This window comes from Acetatifactor muris, assembly GCF_024623325.1.
GTDB lineage: Bacteria > Bacillota > Clostridia > Lachnospirales > Lachnospiraceae > Acetatifactor > Acetatifactor muris.
This window is the reverse complement of record NZ_JANJZD010000026.1, coordinates 1-17,269: the sequence shown is the minus strand read 5'-3', so window position 1 is coordinate 17,269 and position 17,269 is coordinate 1. Positions and strand designations below refer to the sequence as shown.

12 protein-coding genes are annotated in these 17,269 nt (G+C 50.5%); 9 read left to right on the top strand and 3 right to left on the bottom strand.

Annotated features, from left to right (window positions below; all coding sequences use genetic code 11):
- The first annotated feature begins 71 nt into the window (after positions 1-71).
- From NSB25_RS20770 to NSB25_RS20730, 9 genes are all read left to right on the top strand, one after another.
- Entirely contained in the window at positions 72-1,127 is a 1,056-nt protein-coding gene (locus tag NSB25_RS20770) for a Wadjet anti-phage system protein JetD domain-containing protein (protein ID WP_103241486.1), read from the top strand.
- On the top strand, positions 1,081-2,814 hold the full coding sequence (locus NSB25_RS20765; RefSeq protein WP_330406188.1) for a hypothetical protein: 1,734 nt from the start codon (positions 1,081-1,083) through the stop codon (positions 2,812-2,814). Before NSB25_RS20770 ends, NSB25_RS20765 begins: the two co-directional genes overlap by 47 nt.
- Positions 2,804-3,520, top strand: a complete 717-nt coding sequence (locus NSB25_RS20760) for a DUF6063 family protein (RefSeq protein ID WP_103241487.1) — start codon at positions 2,804-2,806, stop codon at positions 3,518-3,520. The genes NSB25_RS20765 and NSB25_RS20760 overlap by 11 nt, the downstream gene beginning before the upstream one ends.
- Positions 3,513-7,952 (top strand): coiled-coil domain-containing protein, encoded by a 4,440-nt coding sequence (locus NSB25_RS20755; protein WP_103241488.1) that lies wholly within the window; start codon positions 3,513-3,515, stop codon positions 7,950-7,952. Before NSB25_RS20760 ends, NSB25_RS20755 begins: the two co-directional genes overlap by 8 nt.
- A gap of 19 nt (positions 7,953-7,971) precedes the next feature.
- Positions 7,972-8,598, top strand: a complete 627-nt coding sequence (locus NSB25_RS20750) for a DNA alkylation repair protein (RefSeq protein WP_103241499.1) — start codon at positions 7,972-7,974, stop codon at positions 8,596-8,598.
- Positions 8,599-8,715: 117 nt separating this feature from the next.
- On the top strand, positions 8,716-11,370 hold the full coding sequence (gene alaS / locus NSB25_RS20745) for an alanine--tRNA ligase (RefSeq protein WP_103241489.1): 2,655 nt from the start codon (positions 8,716-8,718) through the stop codon (positions 11,368-11,370).
- 169 nt (positions 11,371-11,539) lie between these two features.
- Entirely contained in the window at positions 11,540-12,553 is a 1,014-nt protein-coding gene (locus NSB25_RS20740; RefSeq protein WP_103241490.1) for a GH25 family lysozyme, read from the top strand.
- A 135-nt stretch (positions 12,554-12,688) separates the two neighbouring features.
- Complete coding sequence (locus tag NSB25_RS20735; RefSeq protein ID WP_103241491.1) at positions 12,689-13,330, top strand: hypothetical protein; 642 nt, start codon at positions 12,689-12,691, stop codon at positions 13,328-13,330.
- 75 nt (positions 13,331-13,405) lie between these two features.
- A complete protein-coding gene (locus tag NSB25_RS20730) occupies positions 13,406-15,373 on the top strand; it encodes a S8 family peptidase (protein WP_242982566.1) in 1,968 nt (655 codons plus the stop codon).
- Positions 15,374-15,918: 545 nt separating this feature from the next.
- On the opposite strand, the gene NSB25_RS29960 is transcribed toward NSB25_RS20730, so the two are convergent.
- From NSB25_RS29960 to NSB25_RS20720, 3 genes are all read right to left on the bottom strand, one after another.
- A complete protein-coding gene (locus NSB25_RS29960) occupies positions 15,919-16,161 on the bottom strand; it encodes a phage holin family protein (protein ID WP_103241501.1) in 243 nt (80 codons plus the stop codon).
- Positions 16,134-16,802 carry an IS630 family transposase gene (locus tag NSB25_RS20725; RefSeq protein WP_257479309.1) on the bottom strand — a complete coding sequence of 223 codons (669 nt, stop codon included), beginning with the start codon at positions 16,800-16,802 and terminating at the stop codon, positions 16,134-16,136. Before NSB25_RS20725 ends, NSB25_RS29960 begins: the two co-directional genes overlap by 28 nt.
- The coding region (locus NSB25_RS20720; RefSeq protein ID WP_257479308.1) for a helix-turn-helix domain-containing protein at positions 16,772-17,269 on the bottom strand (498 nt) is incomplete at its 5' end. The genes NSB25_RS20720 and NSB25_RS20725, both read right to left, overlap by 31 nt.

Below are 17,269 nucleotides of genomic sequence, written 5' to 3'. Positions count from 1 at the left end.
TGTGAAATTATGGCTTATACCAATGCCGGTGCCAGGCGTTTAGTCGTCTGTAAATATGAGGGATATAAAATATGAAGAAAATCCCGCTGGAACAGCTGCTTGGAGAAAGCAGGACTGATGATTACCAGGCACAGTACGATTATGTGCTTGCCCAGATGGAAGCGCAGAGAATCAGACCGGTGAAAAGTTCTCCTCTGAATGGGAAAAAACCGGCGCTGCATCTGTATTACTGGGCGGAGGAGGAGAAGCCGGATTATCACGAAGAGCTGGAGGAGCTGAATTTCGGGATGGATCCGGTTCTGTGTACGGACTATTATCTGAGACATCCGGAGGTATACCGGTCGGAGGCCCGGTGGGTCAGAATGCTGAACCGGTATTTCCTGGAACGACGAGAGCAAAAGGCGGGATGGGGGCAGCCGGAGCGGGTGTCGCTGAACGAGAGAAGCTTTCAGATATGGGGCAGAGAGAAATTCCTGCAAAAGGAACAGGGGAGAAGGATTCTGGCTCATTGCGGAATCCGTCTGGAGCAGCTGAGCGTCTATGAGACCACGGAACCGCTGGCTTATTATTCCTGCAGCAGGAAAGCGCCTCAGACACTTCTGATTCTGGAAAATAAAGATACTTTTTACAGTATGCGCAGATTCCTGGGCGTTATGGATGGTATCACCCGGAACGCTGCGGTGTGCAGGCAGACCATTTTCGGAGTGGAGATTGGAACGGTGATTTACGGTGCGGGAAAGGGGATTCTCAGGTCTTTTGAGGATTTTCGCTTTTGTGTGGAACCGTATATGAATGATTCCCGGAATCAGATTTTCTATTTCGGTGATCTGGATTATGAGGGAATCGGCATCTATGAGCGTCTGGAGGGACTCTTTGAAACGGTCAGACCTTTTGCAGAGGCTTATGAAAAAATGCTGGAAAAGGCACGGGCGTTCGGTCTGGACTTGCTGCCGGAGACCAGCGAGAAGCAGAACAGGAATCTGAGCGGACGTTTTTTTCGACATTTTTCGGAAGAGACGAGGAAACGTATGAGGCAGATTCTGGAGTCCGGAAAGTATATTCCCCAGGAGATTATCAATATTGCGGATTTCGGGGAAGCCGGCCAAAATTGCGGCGAAGGGGAGTGAGACGGGGGGAAAGGAAGCCACGGGGCCCAAAAGGAGAAGTATGCAGTACGAATTCTTAAAGCAATTTCCAAAGCGAATGAAGCATGTAGGGGCATATGTGCTGCTTTTTGCCAACAGCAGTCAGAAAACCATCTGGAAACAGCATGGATTCCAGAAGCCGGACGAGCAGATTAATATGATTTTTGCCGTGATGCTGTATATCATGGAGCAGTCTCTGAAAGAGGAGAACTGCACCATAGATGATATCGGTGCTTATGTGGACAGCCTGAACATGCGTTATTTTGAGAAAAATATGGGTTATGAGGACTGTAAGGCATTGGGAGACTTCATTGTCAATGTGGTGCTCTCCAATGAGGGGAAAGCTATGTACTTTGACGGGTTCGATTTTGAGGAGCGGCAGTATCAGACCATGAATGTTAGTTATGTGGCAAACCGGATTGTGTATGTGGATGCGGAGGTGCGCAGAACCTCTTATTACCTCACGGAAGACGGCTATAATCTGCTGCTGTCCACCCTGGAAATCGAAAGCAATATGAAACTGACCATTCATGAGATGATTTTCAGAATGCATCTGGAAAAGCAAAGCTATGACAAGGCGGTTGACGATATTAAGAATGTATTTAATCTTCTGCGTATTCAGCTGCAGAAGATAGAGGAAGCCTGCGGTCGGATTCGCAGGAATGCGCTGAGTTATTCGGTGGCGGATTACGAGTCGATTCTGGAGGCGAATCTGGATACTATCAGTGATACCAAGCAGAAATTTCAAAGCTACAGGGAACTGGTGAAGAGCCGGGCGAAGGAACTGGAAGAAATGAATCTGAATGTCCGGCGTCTGGACGAAAAGGAAGAGGAGAAACTGAATAATCTCAGCATTATCGAGCGGTATCTGGCCCGTACCATCGACGAGCATCAGAAGATTCTGAACAGCCATTTTGATCTGAAGTCTCTCTATACCAGGGAGCTGGAGCAGTTGGCGCAGATGTCTTTTATCCGCAGATTTTCTCTGCGCAATGCGCTGTATGAAAAGATTCTGGAACAGCCGGAAGGGCTGGAGCGGCTGGAGATTTTCCTGCGGCCTCTCTTCGGAAACGAACCGGATAAAATTTATAATCTGAAAAAGTCCACAGAGCTTCAGAGACCTTTGAGGAAAAAGGAGTCGGAAGAAGCGGAGGCTGTGATGGAATTCGGGGATGACGCATGGATGGAGGAGGAAGAGCGCCGCAGACAGGAAAAACTGGCAAAATATGAGGAGAGCCTGAGCTTTTTGCTGGAAAAGGCTCTGGAGGCGGGGAAGGACGGGATATCTCTTGAGGAAATCAGGGCAGGGTTTACACAGGATGGAGAAAGCCGGGAGCCTGTGCTTTATTCCGGACTGATTCCCAATGTGCAGATTTTCAAGGAAATCATGGTGGAACTGCTGAAAGGCAGGGAAATTGACGTGGAAGTATTGCGGGAGGAGAGGCGGAATTATATCAGTGAGTTCTCGGGGGGCTTTCAGCTGAATGAAATGCTCCTGAATCTGGAGGACAGCCGGGGAATGCGTATGGAAAAGATAGAGGTCTACAGAATAGAAGATGGAAAGGCCATCATTTTTGAGAATGTACCGGATGAGTCGGGCAGGCTGAAAAATATCTGTTGCTCAAATGTGCTGATTCGGGTGACCGGGGGAAAGACATATGGCATATGAAATGGACGAGATTCGGATGGGACAGGAGATTTTTTATTGTCTGCTGGAGCAGCATGAGCTGAGCGAAGAGACCCAGGAGAGACTGTTTCGCGCCTATGCCGAGAATGAGAAAATTCAGAATCTGGTGAAATCTCAGGGCGAGTCGGCGGAATGCGATATCGAGCGGTATGGGAATGTAATCTATCTGATTCCCAGGGAGGACAACACCTTTCTGGGCTTTTCCAAGGCGCAGCTGAAGCAGACTTTGTGTAAATCAAATGGGACGGACAGGGATTATTACCTCTCTCAGTTCGTTATTCTCACATTGCTGGTAGAATTTTACGACGGGCAGGGGGCCACCAGTAAGACCCGGGATTATATGCGTGTGGGAGAACTTCAGAACTGCATTTCCGCCAGGCTGAAAGAGGGGACAGAGCGGTTCGGCGAGGAGGAAGAGGAGAAGCAGGGAATTGCCTTTTCCAATATGGCGGAGGCCTATGAGGCGCTTCGCTCCGATGAAAAGGGTTCCAGAGCCAGGACCACAAAGGAGGGCTTTCTGTACAATATTCTGAATTTCCTTCAGAAGCAGGGGCTGATTGAGTATGTGGAGCAGGACGAGATGATCAAGACCACCAGGAAACTGGATCAGTTTATGGACTGGAATCTGCTGAATCAGAATCATTTTCAGCGGGTGAAGAGAGTGCTGGAGGGACAGGAAGTTGAGTAAAATAAATGCTGTTCGTCTGATTAATCTGAATTACAATAACAATGCCATCAGAATCAGTGACGAGACCTTTCAGTTTAACGGGGAGAGCACGCTGCTGTCCCTTCGAAACGGCGGAGGAAAGTCGGTGCTGGTGCAGATGATTACGGCGCCCTTTGTGCACAGGAGATACCAGAATGCGAAGGATCGCCCTTTTGCCGGCTATTTTACCACCGGCAAGCCTACATTTATTCTGGTGGAATGGAAGCTGGACCAGAGTGCGGGATATGTGCTGACAGGAATGATGGTCCGCAGAAGTCAGGAGATTTCCGAGGAACGCCAGGATGAGCTGGAGATGATTAATTTCATTGCGGAATACCGGACGCGCTGTCAGCAGGATATTTATCATCTCCCTGTGGTTGAGAAGACGAAAAAGGATATCACACTGAAGAGTTTTGCCGCCTGCAGACAGCTTTTTGAAAATTATAAAAGGGAGAGGTCTGTTCCGTTTTCCTATTATGATATGAGCAATGCCTCTCAGTCCAGACAGTATTTCTCGAAGCTGGCGGAATACCAGATTTATTATAAGGAATGGGAGACAATCATCAAGAAGGTCAATCTGAAGGAGTCCGGATTATCGGATCTGTTCGCCGACTGCAGGGACGAAAAGGGACTGGTGGAAAAATGGCTGCTGGAGGCGGTGGAGAATAAGCTGAATCAGGACAGGAACCGGATGAAGGAATTCCAGGATATCATGGAGAAATATACCGGACAGTACAAGGATAATCAGTCCAAAATTCAGCGCAGAGATATCATCCGTGCTTTCGAGACGCAGGCGGAGGAGATCAGGGAAGACGCTGTCAGGTACCGGGAAATGTCGGAAGAACTGGAGGGACAGAAGAGCCGGATAGCAGACTTTATCCGCAGGCTGCATGAACTGGAAGAGCAGGAGAGAAGCAACGCGGAATCCATAAGCAGGCGGATGGAGGAGCTGGAGGAAGCGATTAAAAATCTGGAATATGGGAAACTGTCAGGAGAATTTCATGAGATTGCAGACCGGGAACGCTTTGCACAGAGCAATCTGGAAATGCTGCGGATAGAGGGAGATGACCTGACCAGAAGAAGGGATGAAATCACGGGAAAGCTTCATCTGTTTGCCTGCGGAAAGCAGCAGGAGAATGTGGAGGAGTGTGCGCAGGAGAGAGACAGAGAATTTCAGGCGCTGCAGCTGTGCAGGGAGAGAAGAGAGAATCTGGAGCCGGAAAGAGTGCGGCTGGGCACAGTGCTTTGGCAGTATTACACCGATCTGTGCCGGAAGCAGGAAGCGGAAAAGGAAGAGTGCTCTCTGTCCATTGGGGAGATGGAGCAGGAGAAAGTGCAGGAGCAGAAGAAGCTGGAGGAGCTGCGGGAGTCGGAAAGCTGCCTGACAGAAACCATCGGGGCATTGAATGCGCGGTTAAGGGTATTTGACGGAGAGGAGGACCGGTTTAACCGGGACTATGGGGAGGAATGGCACAGAAATCTTCTGGGAGAATATGAGGCCGGAGCTCTGCAGATCAGACAGGCAGAATATGAGAAGGAGCTGAAGGCTTGCGAACGGGAGAAAAACGAAGCAAAAAGGGGAGCCGAAGCGTACAGAGAACAGCTCAGAAGCGCAAGGCGTTTTGTGGAAGATAAGACAGCAGAGAAGAACAGACTGGAATCTGCCGGGAAGGAGGCGGAGAATCTGCAGCTTGCCTACGAGAAGGAGCTGGCGGACCGGGAGGTGATTCTGCGGTATTTTGGTATGGACCGGAAGGAAATTTTTGATACGGACAAAATTTTGCAGACGGTACAGCGAAAGCTCCAGGATACCGATCTGGTGCGGCAGGGCATGGAGAAGGAAGCGGACGGGCTGGAAAAGGAATACAGGAAGACGGTTCGGGGCCAGGTGCTGGAGTTATCGGAGGAATTCAGGAGGATGCTGGAGGAAGCCGGGATTCATTTTGTCTATGGAATGGAATGGCTGAAAAAGAATCAGCTTTCGGCACAGCAAAACAGGGAGCTGGTGGCCGGGCAGCCCTTTCTGCCCTATTCTCTCATTTTGTCAGGGCAGGAACTGGAGAGACTGTCCGGATTTACGGAGAAAGTTTACACCGCTTCCCCGGTTCCCATCATACGCAGGGAAGAGCTGGAAAAGGGAGAGCCCCGGGAAGGTGCGGTGAATTCCTTTGGAGGTCTGCATTTTTATCTGTGGTTCAATGAGAACCTGCTGGATGAGGAGAAGCTGCGGCAAATGCTTTCGGAGCAGGAGATACGGATCCGGAAGCTGCAAAAGGCGATTGATACAAAGAAGGCGGAATATACAGAATACATCGGTCATCAGGAGAAGATCAGGGGACAGAGAGTAACCAGGGAAGCTTACGAAGGGCTGAAGGAAGAGATACGGTCTCTGAAGGAGAAGATCTGCGCTCTGGAGCAGGAGATTCTGGGCGGCAGGGAGGAACTGGAGGCGCAGGAGAATGAACTGATGCGGAAGGAGCAGCAGGCGGCACAACTGGAGCGGCAGATTCTGAATCAGGGCAGGCGCCTGTCAGATTTCGACAGATTTTGTCGAAGCTATGAAGCTTTCCGGGAGGACTGCAGGCTGCTGGAGAAGAACCGTCAGGAAAAAGAGCGCATTCTGAATCTCCAGAAGCTGAAAAAAGAAAGAATCACCGGACTGGAGCAGGCTTTGGTCACGAGGGGGAATCAACTGACAGCACTGGAACGTCAGGCGGAGGTAAGCAGAGGACGGCTGGCGGGATACCGGCAGTATTCTCTATTGGCGGAAGAGGATACCGGAGCAGGCGGTACAGGTTCGGAAGCTGTGGAGGTAATCTCAAAGCAGGCTGCGAAGGAGGCCGAAACCCGTTATGAGGTAATCACAGGGGGTATCAGCGCGGAGCAGAAGGAACTGGAAGGCCGGGCGGAGAAGGCGCAGAAGCGTTATGTAAGAGCAGTGGAAGAGCTGAAATCACTGGCAGAGAAGTATCTTCTGGAAGAGAGTGCCTGGAAAGCCGTACCCTATGATAAAAAGGAAGAGACGCACCAGGAAATTCTGCTGGAGGACCAGGAGAAGCGGATAAACAGGCAGAACGGTCTGGTTCATGAAGAGGAAATCCGCTGTGCGCTTCTCAGGCAGGAGAGGGAAGGCAAGCAGAGACAGATCAGAGAGCGATGCCGGAAGGACGTCCCCATGGCCAGAGAGGCCATTCAGACCATTCGCTTTGACGAGGAAATCCGGAGACTGGAATACGAACAGAAAGAGACAGAGAAAGAGGAAAAGCAGACAGAGAAAAAGCTTCAGGGATATGAAAGCAATCTGGCGGCTCTGGCCGAGTATGAGGATTTTGAGTGCGGACAGGCTGTGGAATGGGGATTTGATTTCTCCCGTCTCATCGGAGCGGAACTGACAAAGCAGAAAGGTCTTCTGATTCGGGATTATAATTCCTGCATGGAGCGGCGAAGAGAAGCCCGGGCAGAGTTGGAGCGGGCTCTGAACAGGATGATACGGCAGGAAAGATTTGCGGAAGAATTCTATCAGAAGCCCCTGGAAGCCATGCTGCAGCTGACAGCGGAGCCGGAACGCGTGATCCGACAGTTGGAGACCACCCTTGCCTCTTACAGGAGCCTGATGGAGAAGCTCCAGGTGGATATTTCACTGGTGGAGAAGGAAAAGGCGAAGATAGTGGAACTGACCGGAGATTATCTGAAAGAGGTGCATGATAATCTGAACAGAATAGACCGCAATTCCACCATAACCGTGCGGGAGCGGACGGTGAAGATGCTGAAGATAGAACCTCCGGACTGGGCGGAGAACGAAAGCATTTACCAGCTGCGTCTCGAGGACTATCTCGATGACATCACGGCAAGGGGAATCGCATTGCTGGAGGAGAATCAGAATGTACAGGAGTTCCTGGGCACCAGGATAACCACCAAAGGCCTTTATGACGCTGTGGTGGGAATCGGCAATGTGCAGATTCGACTGTACAAGATAGAGGCCCAGCGGGAATATCCCATCACCTGGGCCGATGTGGCGAAGAATTCCGGCGGAGAGGGCTTTCTGTCCGCATTCGTGATTCTTTCGGCGCTGCTTTATTATATGCGCAGGGATGACTCGGACATTTTCGCCGAGAGAAACGAGGGAAAGGTTCTGCTGATGGACAATCCTTTTGCGCAGACCAATGCCTCGCATCTGTTGAAACCGCTGATGGATATGGCGAGAAAGGCCAACACGCAGCTGATCTGTCTCTCCGGACTGGGAGGAGAATCCATCTATAACCGATTTGACAATATCTATGTGCTGACATTGATTGCTGCGAATCTGAGGAATGATATGCAGTATCTGAAGGCGGAGCACATGCGGGGGTCGGAGGAAGAGACCGTGATCGTGTCGCAGATCGAAGTGATGGAGCAGCAGGAATTTGCATTTTAAGGAGTTTGAGGAGAGGGACATGAACGATTTTATCACTTATCTGGAGGAGACGATTCCGGAAAAGGACAGCTTAAAGCTGGTTAAGACAGAGGCGCAGAAATTCTATCATTCCAATTCTCTGGAAGAATGCCTTCAGACAGGATATACGCTCTGGGAGAAGGCGAATTTCCAGCTTCAGGAAGTGGGAGTACTTCTTCTGGGGTACTGTGCTCATCAATATCCGGATGCCCTTTCCTTTCTCAGGGAGACTGTAAGCCGGCATAAGAGCTGGAAGGTACAGGAAATTCTGGCAATGGCCTTCGACAATCACTGTAAAATCGTGGGTTATGAGCAGGCGCTGCCTCTGATTCAGGAATGGATAAACGATGACAATGCCAATGTGCGCAGAGCAGTGTCAGAAGGCCTGCGCATCTGGACCAACCGTCCCTTTTTCAGGGAAAATCCCCGGATCGCCGTGGAGCTTCTGGCGGCGCGCAGGGAGGATGGCAGCGAATATGTGCGGAAATCTGCCGGAAATGCTCTGCGGGATATCAGCAGAAGGCATCCGGAGCTGATTCTGGAGGAGCTGAGAAGATGGAATCTGTCTTCGAAAAAGGTGCGGCAGGTGTACCAGCTGGCAGGGAAATTTGTGATGCAGAATTCGTGATGCAGGGGTAATTTTTTAATGACAAAACAAAAATAAGTGCTATAATGGAATGGATACCGGAAACACAAAAAGGCGTTTTCGGCGGAAGGTATACAATGGATTCTGGAGGAGGAACACATGAAACCCATAGGTGTAAACGAACTGAGAAGGATGTTTCTTGACTTTTTCGAGAGCAAAGAGCATTTAAAAATGAAAAGCTTTTCGCTGGTGCCGCATAATGACAACAGCTTATTGATCATCAATTCCGGAATGGCACCCTTAAAACCTTATTTCACAGGGCAGGAGATTCCGCCCAGACGTAGAGTGACCACCTGCCAGAAATGTGTCAGGACAGGTGATATTGAGAATGTGGGTAAGACTGCCCGTCATCTTACTTTCTTCGAGATGCTGGGGAATTTTTCTTTCGGAGATTATTTCAAGCATGAGGCCATTCGCTGGAGCTGGGAATTTCTGACGGAAGTGGCAGGCATGGACCCGGAGCGTCTCTACCCTTCTATTTACTGTGAGGATGAGGAAGCATACGATATCTGGACCAGGGAAATCGGTGTGCCGGGGGAGAAGATCACCCGTTTTTACCGGGATGAAGACGGAAAATGCGATAATTTCTGGGAGCATGGCGCAGGTCCCTGCGGCCCCTGTTCCGAGATTTACTATGACCGTGGAATCAAGTATGGCTGCGGCAGGCCGGACTGCAGGGTGGGCTGTGAATGTGACCGCTTCATAGAAGTGTGGAACAATGTATTCACCCAGTATGACAATGACGGACACGGAAATTATACAGAACTGTCCCAGAAAAATATTGATACCGGAATGGGACTGGAGCGTCTGGCCGTGGTAGTGCAGGATGTGGAATCTGTGTTCGACATCGATACCATGAAGGCAATTCGGGACAGAATCTGCCGGATAGCAAATGCGGAGTATGGAAAGGATCCGGTGAAGGATGTCTCCATCCGTCTGATTACAGATCATATTCGTTCTACTACATTCATGATCAGCGACGGCATTCTTCCCTCCAACGAAGGGCGGGGCTATGTACTCCGTCGACTGATTCGCCGTGCGGCAAGGCATGGCAGGCTGCTGGGCATCAGGGACAAGTTTATGGCTGTCTTAAGCGAGACCGTGATCCGCGAGAGCAGGGACGGGTACCCTGAACTGGAAGAAAAGAAAGCATTTATTCTGAATGTACTTACTCAGGAAGAGGACAAGTTTGACAGGACCATCGATCAGGGCCTGAGCATTCTGGGACAGATGGAGTCGGAGATGAAAGCCGCAGGTGTCACAGAGCTGTCCGGAGAGAACGCTTTTAAATTATATGATACATTCGGGTTCCCTGTGGATTTGACACAGGAGATTCTGGAGGAGAAGGGCTTCACCATTGATGAAGCGGGGTTCGGTGTCTGTATGCAGAAGCAGAGAGAGACTGCCAGAAAGGCCCGGAAAGTGACCAATTATATGGGGGCGGATGTGACTGTGTATGAATCCATCGATCCTTCCGTTACCACACAGTTCGTGGGGTATGACAGACTGCAGCACAATTCCAAAGTCACCGTGCTGACCACGGAAACGGAACTGGTCCAGGCGCTGACGGACGGACAGAACGGTACCATTATCGTGGAAGAGACTCCATTTTATGCCACTATGGGCGGTCAGAATGCAGATACGGGAGTCATTGCCACGGCGGACGGCAGCTTTGAGGTAAAGGACACGGTGAAGCTTCTGGGAGGCAAGGTAGGACATATCGGCACTGTCACGAAGGGAATGATCAAAGTCGGCGATACCGCAACGCTTACCGTGGATGCTGCAAAGCGAGGGGATACCAGTAAGAACCACAGTGCCACACATCTGCTGCACAAGGCACTTCGGGAAGTGCTGGGGTCTCATGTGGAACAGTCCGGTTCTTATGTGGACGGTGAGAGACTGCGGTTTGACTTCAGTCATTTTGCCGCCATGACAAAAGAAGAGCTGGAGCGGGTGGAGCAGATCGTAAACGATCAGATTGCGGCGAACCTGCCTGTGGTGACAGAGATCATGAATGTGGAGGATGCCAGGAAGACCGGCGCTATGGCCCTGTTCGGAGAGAAATACGGCGAGGAAGTCCGGGTGGTGAAGATGGGGGATTTCTCCGTGGAGCTCTGCGGCGGTACCCATGTGGCGAATACAGCGTCCATTTCCGCTTTCAAGATTCTGGCTGAGAACGGCATTGCCGCAGGGATCCGCAGGATTGAGGCACTGACCGGAAATGGTGTATTTGCTTATTATAAAGAACTGGAGCGGACCATGAACGAGGCTGCCGGGAAGCTGAAAGCGACTCCGGCAACACTGGTGGAAAAATGTGAGCATTTGCTGGCGGAGGTGAAGACGCTTTCCTCCGAGCTGGAGTCATTGAAGGCGAAAGCGGCAAAGGAAGCTCTCGGGGATGTAACGGATAACGTGGTGGAGGTGAAAGGAGTGAAGCTTCTGGCCACCAGCGTTGACAATGTGGATATGAACGGGCTCAGGGATCTGGGCGATCAGCTGAAGGAGAAGATGGGAGAAGGTGTTGTCGTCCTTCTGTCAGCCCAGAACGGTAAGGTGAATATGATTGCCATGGCTACAGAAGGCGCCCTTGCCAAAGGCGCCCACGCGGGTAATCTGATCAAAGGCATCGCCGGAAAAGTAGGCGGAGGCGGAGGCGGACGTCCCAATATGGCACAGGCCGGCGGCAAGAATCCCGCGGGCATTCCGGAATGCATTGCGGAGGCGGCAAAGGTGCTGGAAGGCCAGCTGAAATAAGTAATAACATAAAGATACCGCTGTCGGGAACAAAATCCGGCAGCGGTATCTGACTTTATAGAATGAGCGGGAATCTCACAGCCGAAAGCACAGGCAGCATATCGTCCGCGTATAGTATTGGGAATCGGATAACGGCAGTAATGTGGTTGTCCATATATGGAGGACGATAATGAATAAGAAAGTAATTACAGAAGGACCGGACCTTTCCGCGCATCAGGGACAGGTGGATGTGAAGCGTATTCGGGATGCAGGCTGCAGATGCATAGGTCTGAGGGCAGGATACGGGAAAAATAATGTTGATGAGCGGTATGTGGTAAATGCCCAGGCATGCTGTAATCTGGATGTGGATGTGGTGCTGTATTGGTTTTCTTATGCTTATACGGTGGAAATGGCAGAGCAGGAAGCTGATTATGCCATAGCACAGGCGGCAAAATACTGGAGTACCTGTCCGATTGCGTTTGACTTTGAATATGATTCGGTTAACTATGCCAGGAAACATGGTGTGGCTGTTACGAAGAGATTGTGTACGGATATGACGGTTGCCTTTCTGCGGCGTGTCCGGGATGCGGGTTATGTTCCGGTGGTTTATGCGAACAGAGATTATCTGCAGAATTATTTCGATATGCCGGAAATTACGAAGGCGCTGGAGAAGGTATATGTCTGGTATGCCCGCTATATTTCCGTGCTGCCGGAAGACGAGGCGGACGCGGCGGATATCTGGCAGTTTACTTCCGGAGGAAAACTGGCGGGGGTACATGGAAAGGTGGACCTGAACCGGTTTTACACAGATTTTTCCGGCAGCACGATCAGGAAGGAACAGGAGGCTCAGAAGAATCTCAACATACTGGACTTTCAGATTGCGGCAAATGAAGACGGAATCCGGGACCAGAACGGAGCCAGGCTGCAGGAGGACGGGCTGGACGGACCAAAAACCAGATATGTCAGGAAACAGATCAGACTGAGAGCCAAAATGTCCGGGGGACAATACATTGTGGGATCCTCGGGGCAGGTAGTAAGATGGTGGCAGCGCAGATGTAATGAAATTCTGGGACACCATCAGAACACAGACGGTCTGTATGGGCAGACGGCGAGAAAGGAGACATTGGCCCTGCAGCGGAAGCTCGGCCTGAAAGCAGATGGCATAGCCGGCTACGACAGCATACAGGCCGCATTTTATCATTAGAGGTTCCTGCCGTTTTACAGGAAGAGGTGAGGGATTGCGCTTTTCAGAAAAAAGGACGATATAAATAGAGAAAGCTGCTTTTCAGCGGGTTTGCATATGTAAAAACCGGAGAGAGGCTGCGGCAGAAACTGTGGTATGAAATGCAGACATTTGTACATGGATAAGGATGGTGGAATCATGAAAATCGGAGAGGCTCAGAAAATTTACAGAGAACAGATAAAAAGTTATCGGCTGAAGAAATCAAATGTATCAAAACAACTGCAGAATCTGCGTTCCAGAATGGAACGGACACCGGGCGGACAGGAGAAATATGCCTCGGAAGCGGCCACTCTGGAACTGACCTTAAATGCGCTGGATGAAAAGCAGAATGAATATCAGGACTATCTGAACGAATTATCTGAGCAATACTGTGCATACTGGAATGCGGCGGTGGCGGACCAGCAGAAGGATGCGGCCCGGGACTATGCGGCAGACATGGGGAAAATCATGGAAGTGGCGCGCAGAATTATGCGCGGAGCCATTGTGCCGGCGGCGGATGAGAAAAAGCTGATGGAATTCAGCATGGAAATGTATCAGACAGCGAAAAATGTCGGCGCCATGGTCCAGAGACAGAAGCGGGAAAAATACGATTCTCTCTGGGGAGAAGAGGAGGAGAAGGAATATGCCGATCCCGGAGAGGCGGCAGAGAATGCGGAAGTCTCTTTGGAGGGGCCCGAAGTGACGGATGCCGCCACAGTGGCGGCATCTGTCAGCGGACAGGAAAGCAGTTCGGAATAGCACCATTTTCCCGGGTCCCGGATATAGTATAGAGAAGAAAAAGGGAACGGAACAAGACGGTCCGGCAGAGATTATATGAATCAGAAACTGGAAGATTTGCTGCAGCTGGCATTGCAGACACCCGAGGAAGTCAGAGAAAAAACGGAAGAACTGAACACCGGATTTGATGAAAATACGCGCACATGGGAGCTGATTGTCAAGTACCACGGCAGCCTGGATGCGCTGAAGGCATTGAATATAGGCGTGGAATATCTGATTGCGGGATATGCGGTATTGACGGTGCCGGAACAGCTGGTGGAGCGCGTGGCAGAGCTGGAGGAGGTAGAATATGTGGAAAAGCCGAAACGGTTTTTCTACGGAGTGGAAACGCCCACGGCAAATTCCTGTATTGCGCAGGTGACGCTTCGGGATCCTTATCTTACCGGGGAGGGTGTGCTGGTAGCAATTCTGGACAGTGGGATCGACTGGAGAATGCAGGAATTCAGAAACAGCGACGGCAGTACCAGGATACGGTATCTATGGGATCAAACACTGGGGGCAGAAGGAATTTCGGAGACAGAGGATAGAATGGAACCGGGAACTGCAGACAGTTTTGCGGGCCGCCCGCCCGAGGGCTTCCGCCTGGGGGTGGAATTCGATTCCGACCAGATTAACCAGGCTCTATCCGCGGCTACGGCCGGACAACAGTTTGAGCTGCTCCCCAGTGTGGACACGAGCGGACATGGAACGGCAGTGGCGGGCATCGCAGCAGGAAACAGTTCTGCCTATCAGGGAGTTGCCCCGGAGGCAGAACTGTTGATTGTAAAGCTTGGACTGCCGGATGTATCCTCTTTTCCCCGGACAACGGAAATCATGCGCGGTGTAACCTATGCTGTCAGAAAGGCCATTGAGCTGAAAATGCCAGTGGTTATCAATTTAAGCTTCGGCAATACTTACGGTGCTCATGACGGCAGCTCTCTGCTGGAAAGATTTTTGGACAATTCGGCTGAGATCGGCCGTACAGTGATCTGTGTGGGAAGCGGAAACGAGGGAAACAGCGGAGGACATCTGGCGGGTAATCTGCTGGAGGGACAGGAGAACGGAGGTACAGCCGGACGCACAGGCACCGGCGGGGGAGGCGGTGCGATGGGTTCAGACAGCATTCCGGGCGCCGGTTTTGGGGGCGGTTCTGGAAGCGCATTTGGAAGCAGCAGTGCGGCGGTTCCAAGTCGTATGGGAAATGCGGTGGCCAGGCCGGCTTCCGTGGAGCTTGCCGTGGCGGAGTATGAACGCAGCCTGAATGTCCAGCTGTGGAAAAATTACTGCGATGATTATCGGATTTATCTGCGCTCTCCGGGAGGCCGGGAGGCTCAGCTGCCTGAAATGATCAATGGCGGGAAATATGTGCTCCGACTGGAGCAGACGGAAATCATGGTCTATTTCGGCGAGCCCGCCCCTTATGCGGTACCGGAGGAGATTTACTTTGAAATGCTGCCGCTGGAACGTAATTATATTAACAGTGGAGTGTGGACCATCCGGTTGGAGCCTGTGCGGGTAGTGACGGGAAGATATTATTTCTATCTGCCTTCGGCGGCTGTCCGCGGAACGGGAACAGGTTTTTACAGGTCTACTCCGGAGGTGACGCTGACCATTCCCTCCACAGCCGCAAAAGTGATTTCCGTGGGTGCCTATGACAGCACATACGAGTCCTATGCGGATTTCTCAGGAAGGGGATATGCGGATGCCAACAGGACCATCGGTATAGTGGCGGCAGGGCTGGCAAAGCCGGATCTTGCTGCACCGGGGGTGGGGATTCTGGCGCCGGATATTTACGGAGGCTATAATCCTTTTACGGGGACCTCCTTCGCCACACCCATCGTGGCGGGCAGTGCGGCTCTTCTGATGGAGTGGGGGATTGTGCGGGGGAATGATCCCTTTCTGTACGGGGAGAAGGTGAAGGCCTACCTCCGGGCCGGGGCGCGGGCGCTGCGGGGGGAGGATGCATACCCTAACTCCAGGGTTGGCTGGGGCGGATTATGCGTGGCGTCCAGTCTGCCGGGGTGAGGTGGCTTCAGGCTGTTGGAGCGAAAGAGGGTACTATAGGTCGGGGAGAGGTCGAAAAGTCAAGGAGTTGCAGCGATATCATCCAAAATAAAACTGCTGTGAAAAACGGGACAGGGGGGCTATCGGAAAATAACAATTTAGGCTCCTGATAGGTAAAAAAGTAACAGTCCTTTAAAAATTCCGGCTTTTTCAATGCCCTGGATTTTTACTGGACTGTTTTTTTAGCAGTATCTATTTTAGGGCGCAGAATCTCCTTGTTTGGATTTTGAGGAGAGCTCCTTTGGCTAAGGTGTTAACTAAATGACCTTGGCCACTGATCAGTGATGTTGTACTTATTATATCATATTTCTGGGAGCTCTTTTGACCAAAGAGAAGTAGCATTTTTAGATCGTTAGGAGTTAATTTCCATCCTATTGTTAATAAATATTCTCCAATTCCGAAAGGATATGTAAATCGACCTTTTGTGTAACAAATGGAGACGTATATATTTTATTCATATACGAAGTAATACATCCAAGGAGCATAATTACTTTTTCAGATTAATCTTATGTGCCTTTATCATTTATATTTTTTTTCAATTCTACTAAAATCTTTTTTAAAAAAGCTGGTAGTTCACAACCCATTCTACCAGTATTTTCAAGTATTGATAATATTTCATTGATAATAAACCATATAGTTACTATTAATCCAAAGAAAGTATTAGAGGAATATTTTAAGCCTAGTGTACTGACATGACGATATTTAACCTTACTACCGCCTTTTAAGAGGCGATAGTAAAATTGGGGTATAGAGACTTAAGCTTTATTCTGGCATCACCTGTCCTAAAATGCCAGTCAACCTTTGCTGCTGTTGTATTACGCTCTGCTTCCCATACAGACAGCTCGCTGCGCAGCAGCTCAATGTCAGCTATACGGCGGGACAGGCACTGCCGGGTCATTACATTCAGCTCTATTTCGGCGATGTCCAGCCAACTGCCGTGCTTTGGGGTATAATGTATTTCCAGTTTTTTGATGATGCGTCTTGCTTCCTCCGGAGGATACTTCTTATAGAGGGAAGCCGGCTTATGGGTATTGAGGTTGTCCATTACAAGGATGATTTTCTCAGCATCCGGGTACATGACATCCACGAGATATTTGATCTCCTCCGCCCAGTCGACGGCTGTACGGTGCTCCCGCACGCTTACATGGTGCGTCCCGCCAAGCGGCTCCACAAAAGCAAATATGCTGACTGTTCCATTTCGGATGTATTCGGAATCCGTTTTGCGGTCGCTCCCAGGTACCATCGGCAGGGGCGCCCTGGCCTCGCCCAGAAGCTGGTAAGGCTTTTCATCCATGCAGACAACGGGACGCTTTGGGTCATAAGGAAGCTCATATACATCAAGGATATCCTCCATACAGGCTATGAATTCCGGGTCTTCTTTTGCCGGGATGCACCAGTAGTCGTTTTTGTGAGGTCGAAGTTTGTTTTTTTTAATGCGTTCCGGATTGCCTCCCTGCTCACAGGTGTTTCCAGAATGACCCTGGCTTCCTCCTCAAGCAGGCGGATTGTCCAGCGGGAGTGGCCTTCCGGGACCGGCCCGCAGGCAAGCTCGATAAGCCGGGCTTCCACGCGCCCGTCAACCTTGCGCCTTGCATTATCTGAGTTTATGCTTCTTTTAAATTCAGTGACAGCATTAACACCGCCGTTTATGTATTTTGTAACAGTATTTGTGACTGTTGCCAGACAGACGCCGTTGGACTTAGCACTCTGCTCATGGGTAAGAACTTTTCCATGCGACTCGTCCAGGTCAAGGATTATCTGGCATCTGCAGCGTATTGTTTTTGAAGTTGCTTTCTTACGGATTATGGATTTAAGCTCCTTGTATTCATCTTCCGTAAGCTTGATTACATATTTTCT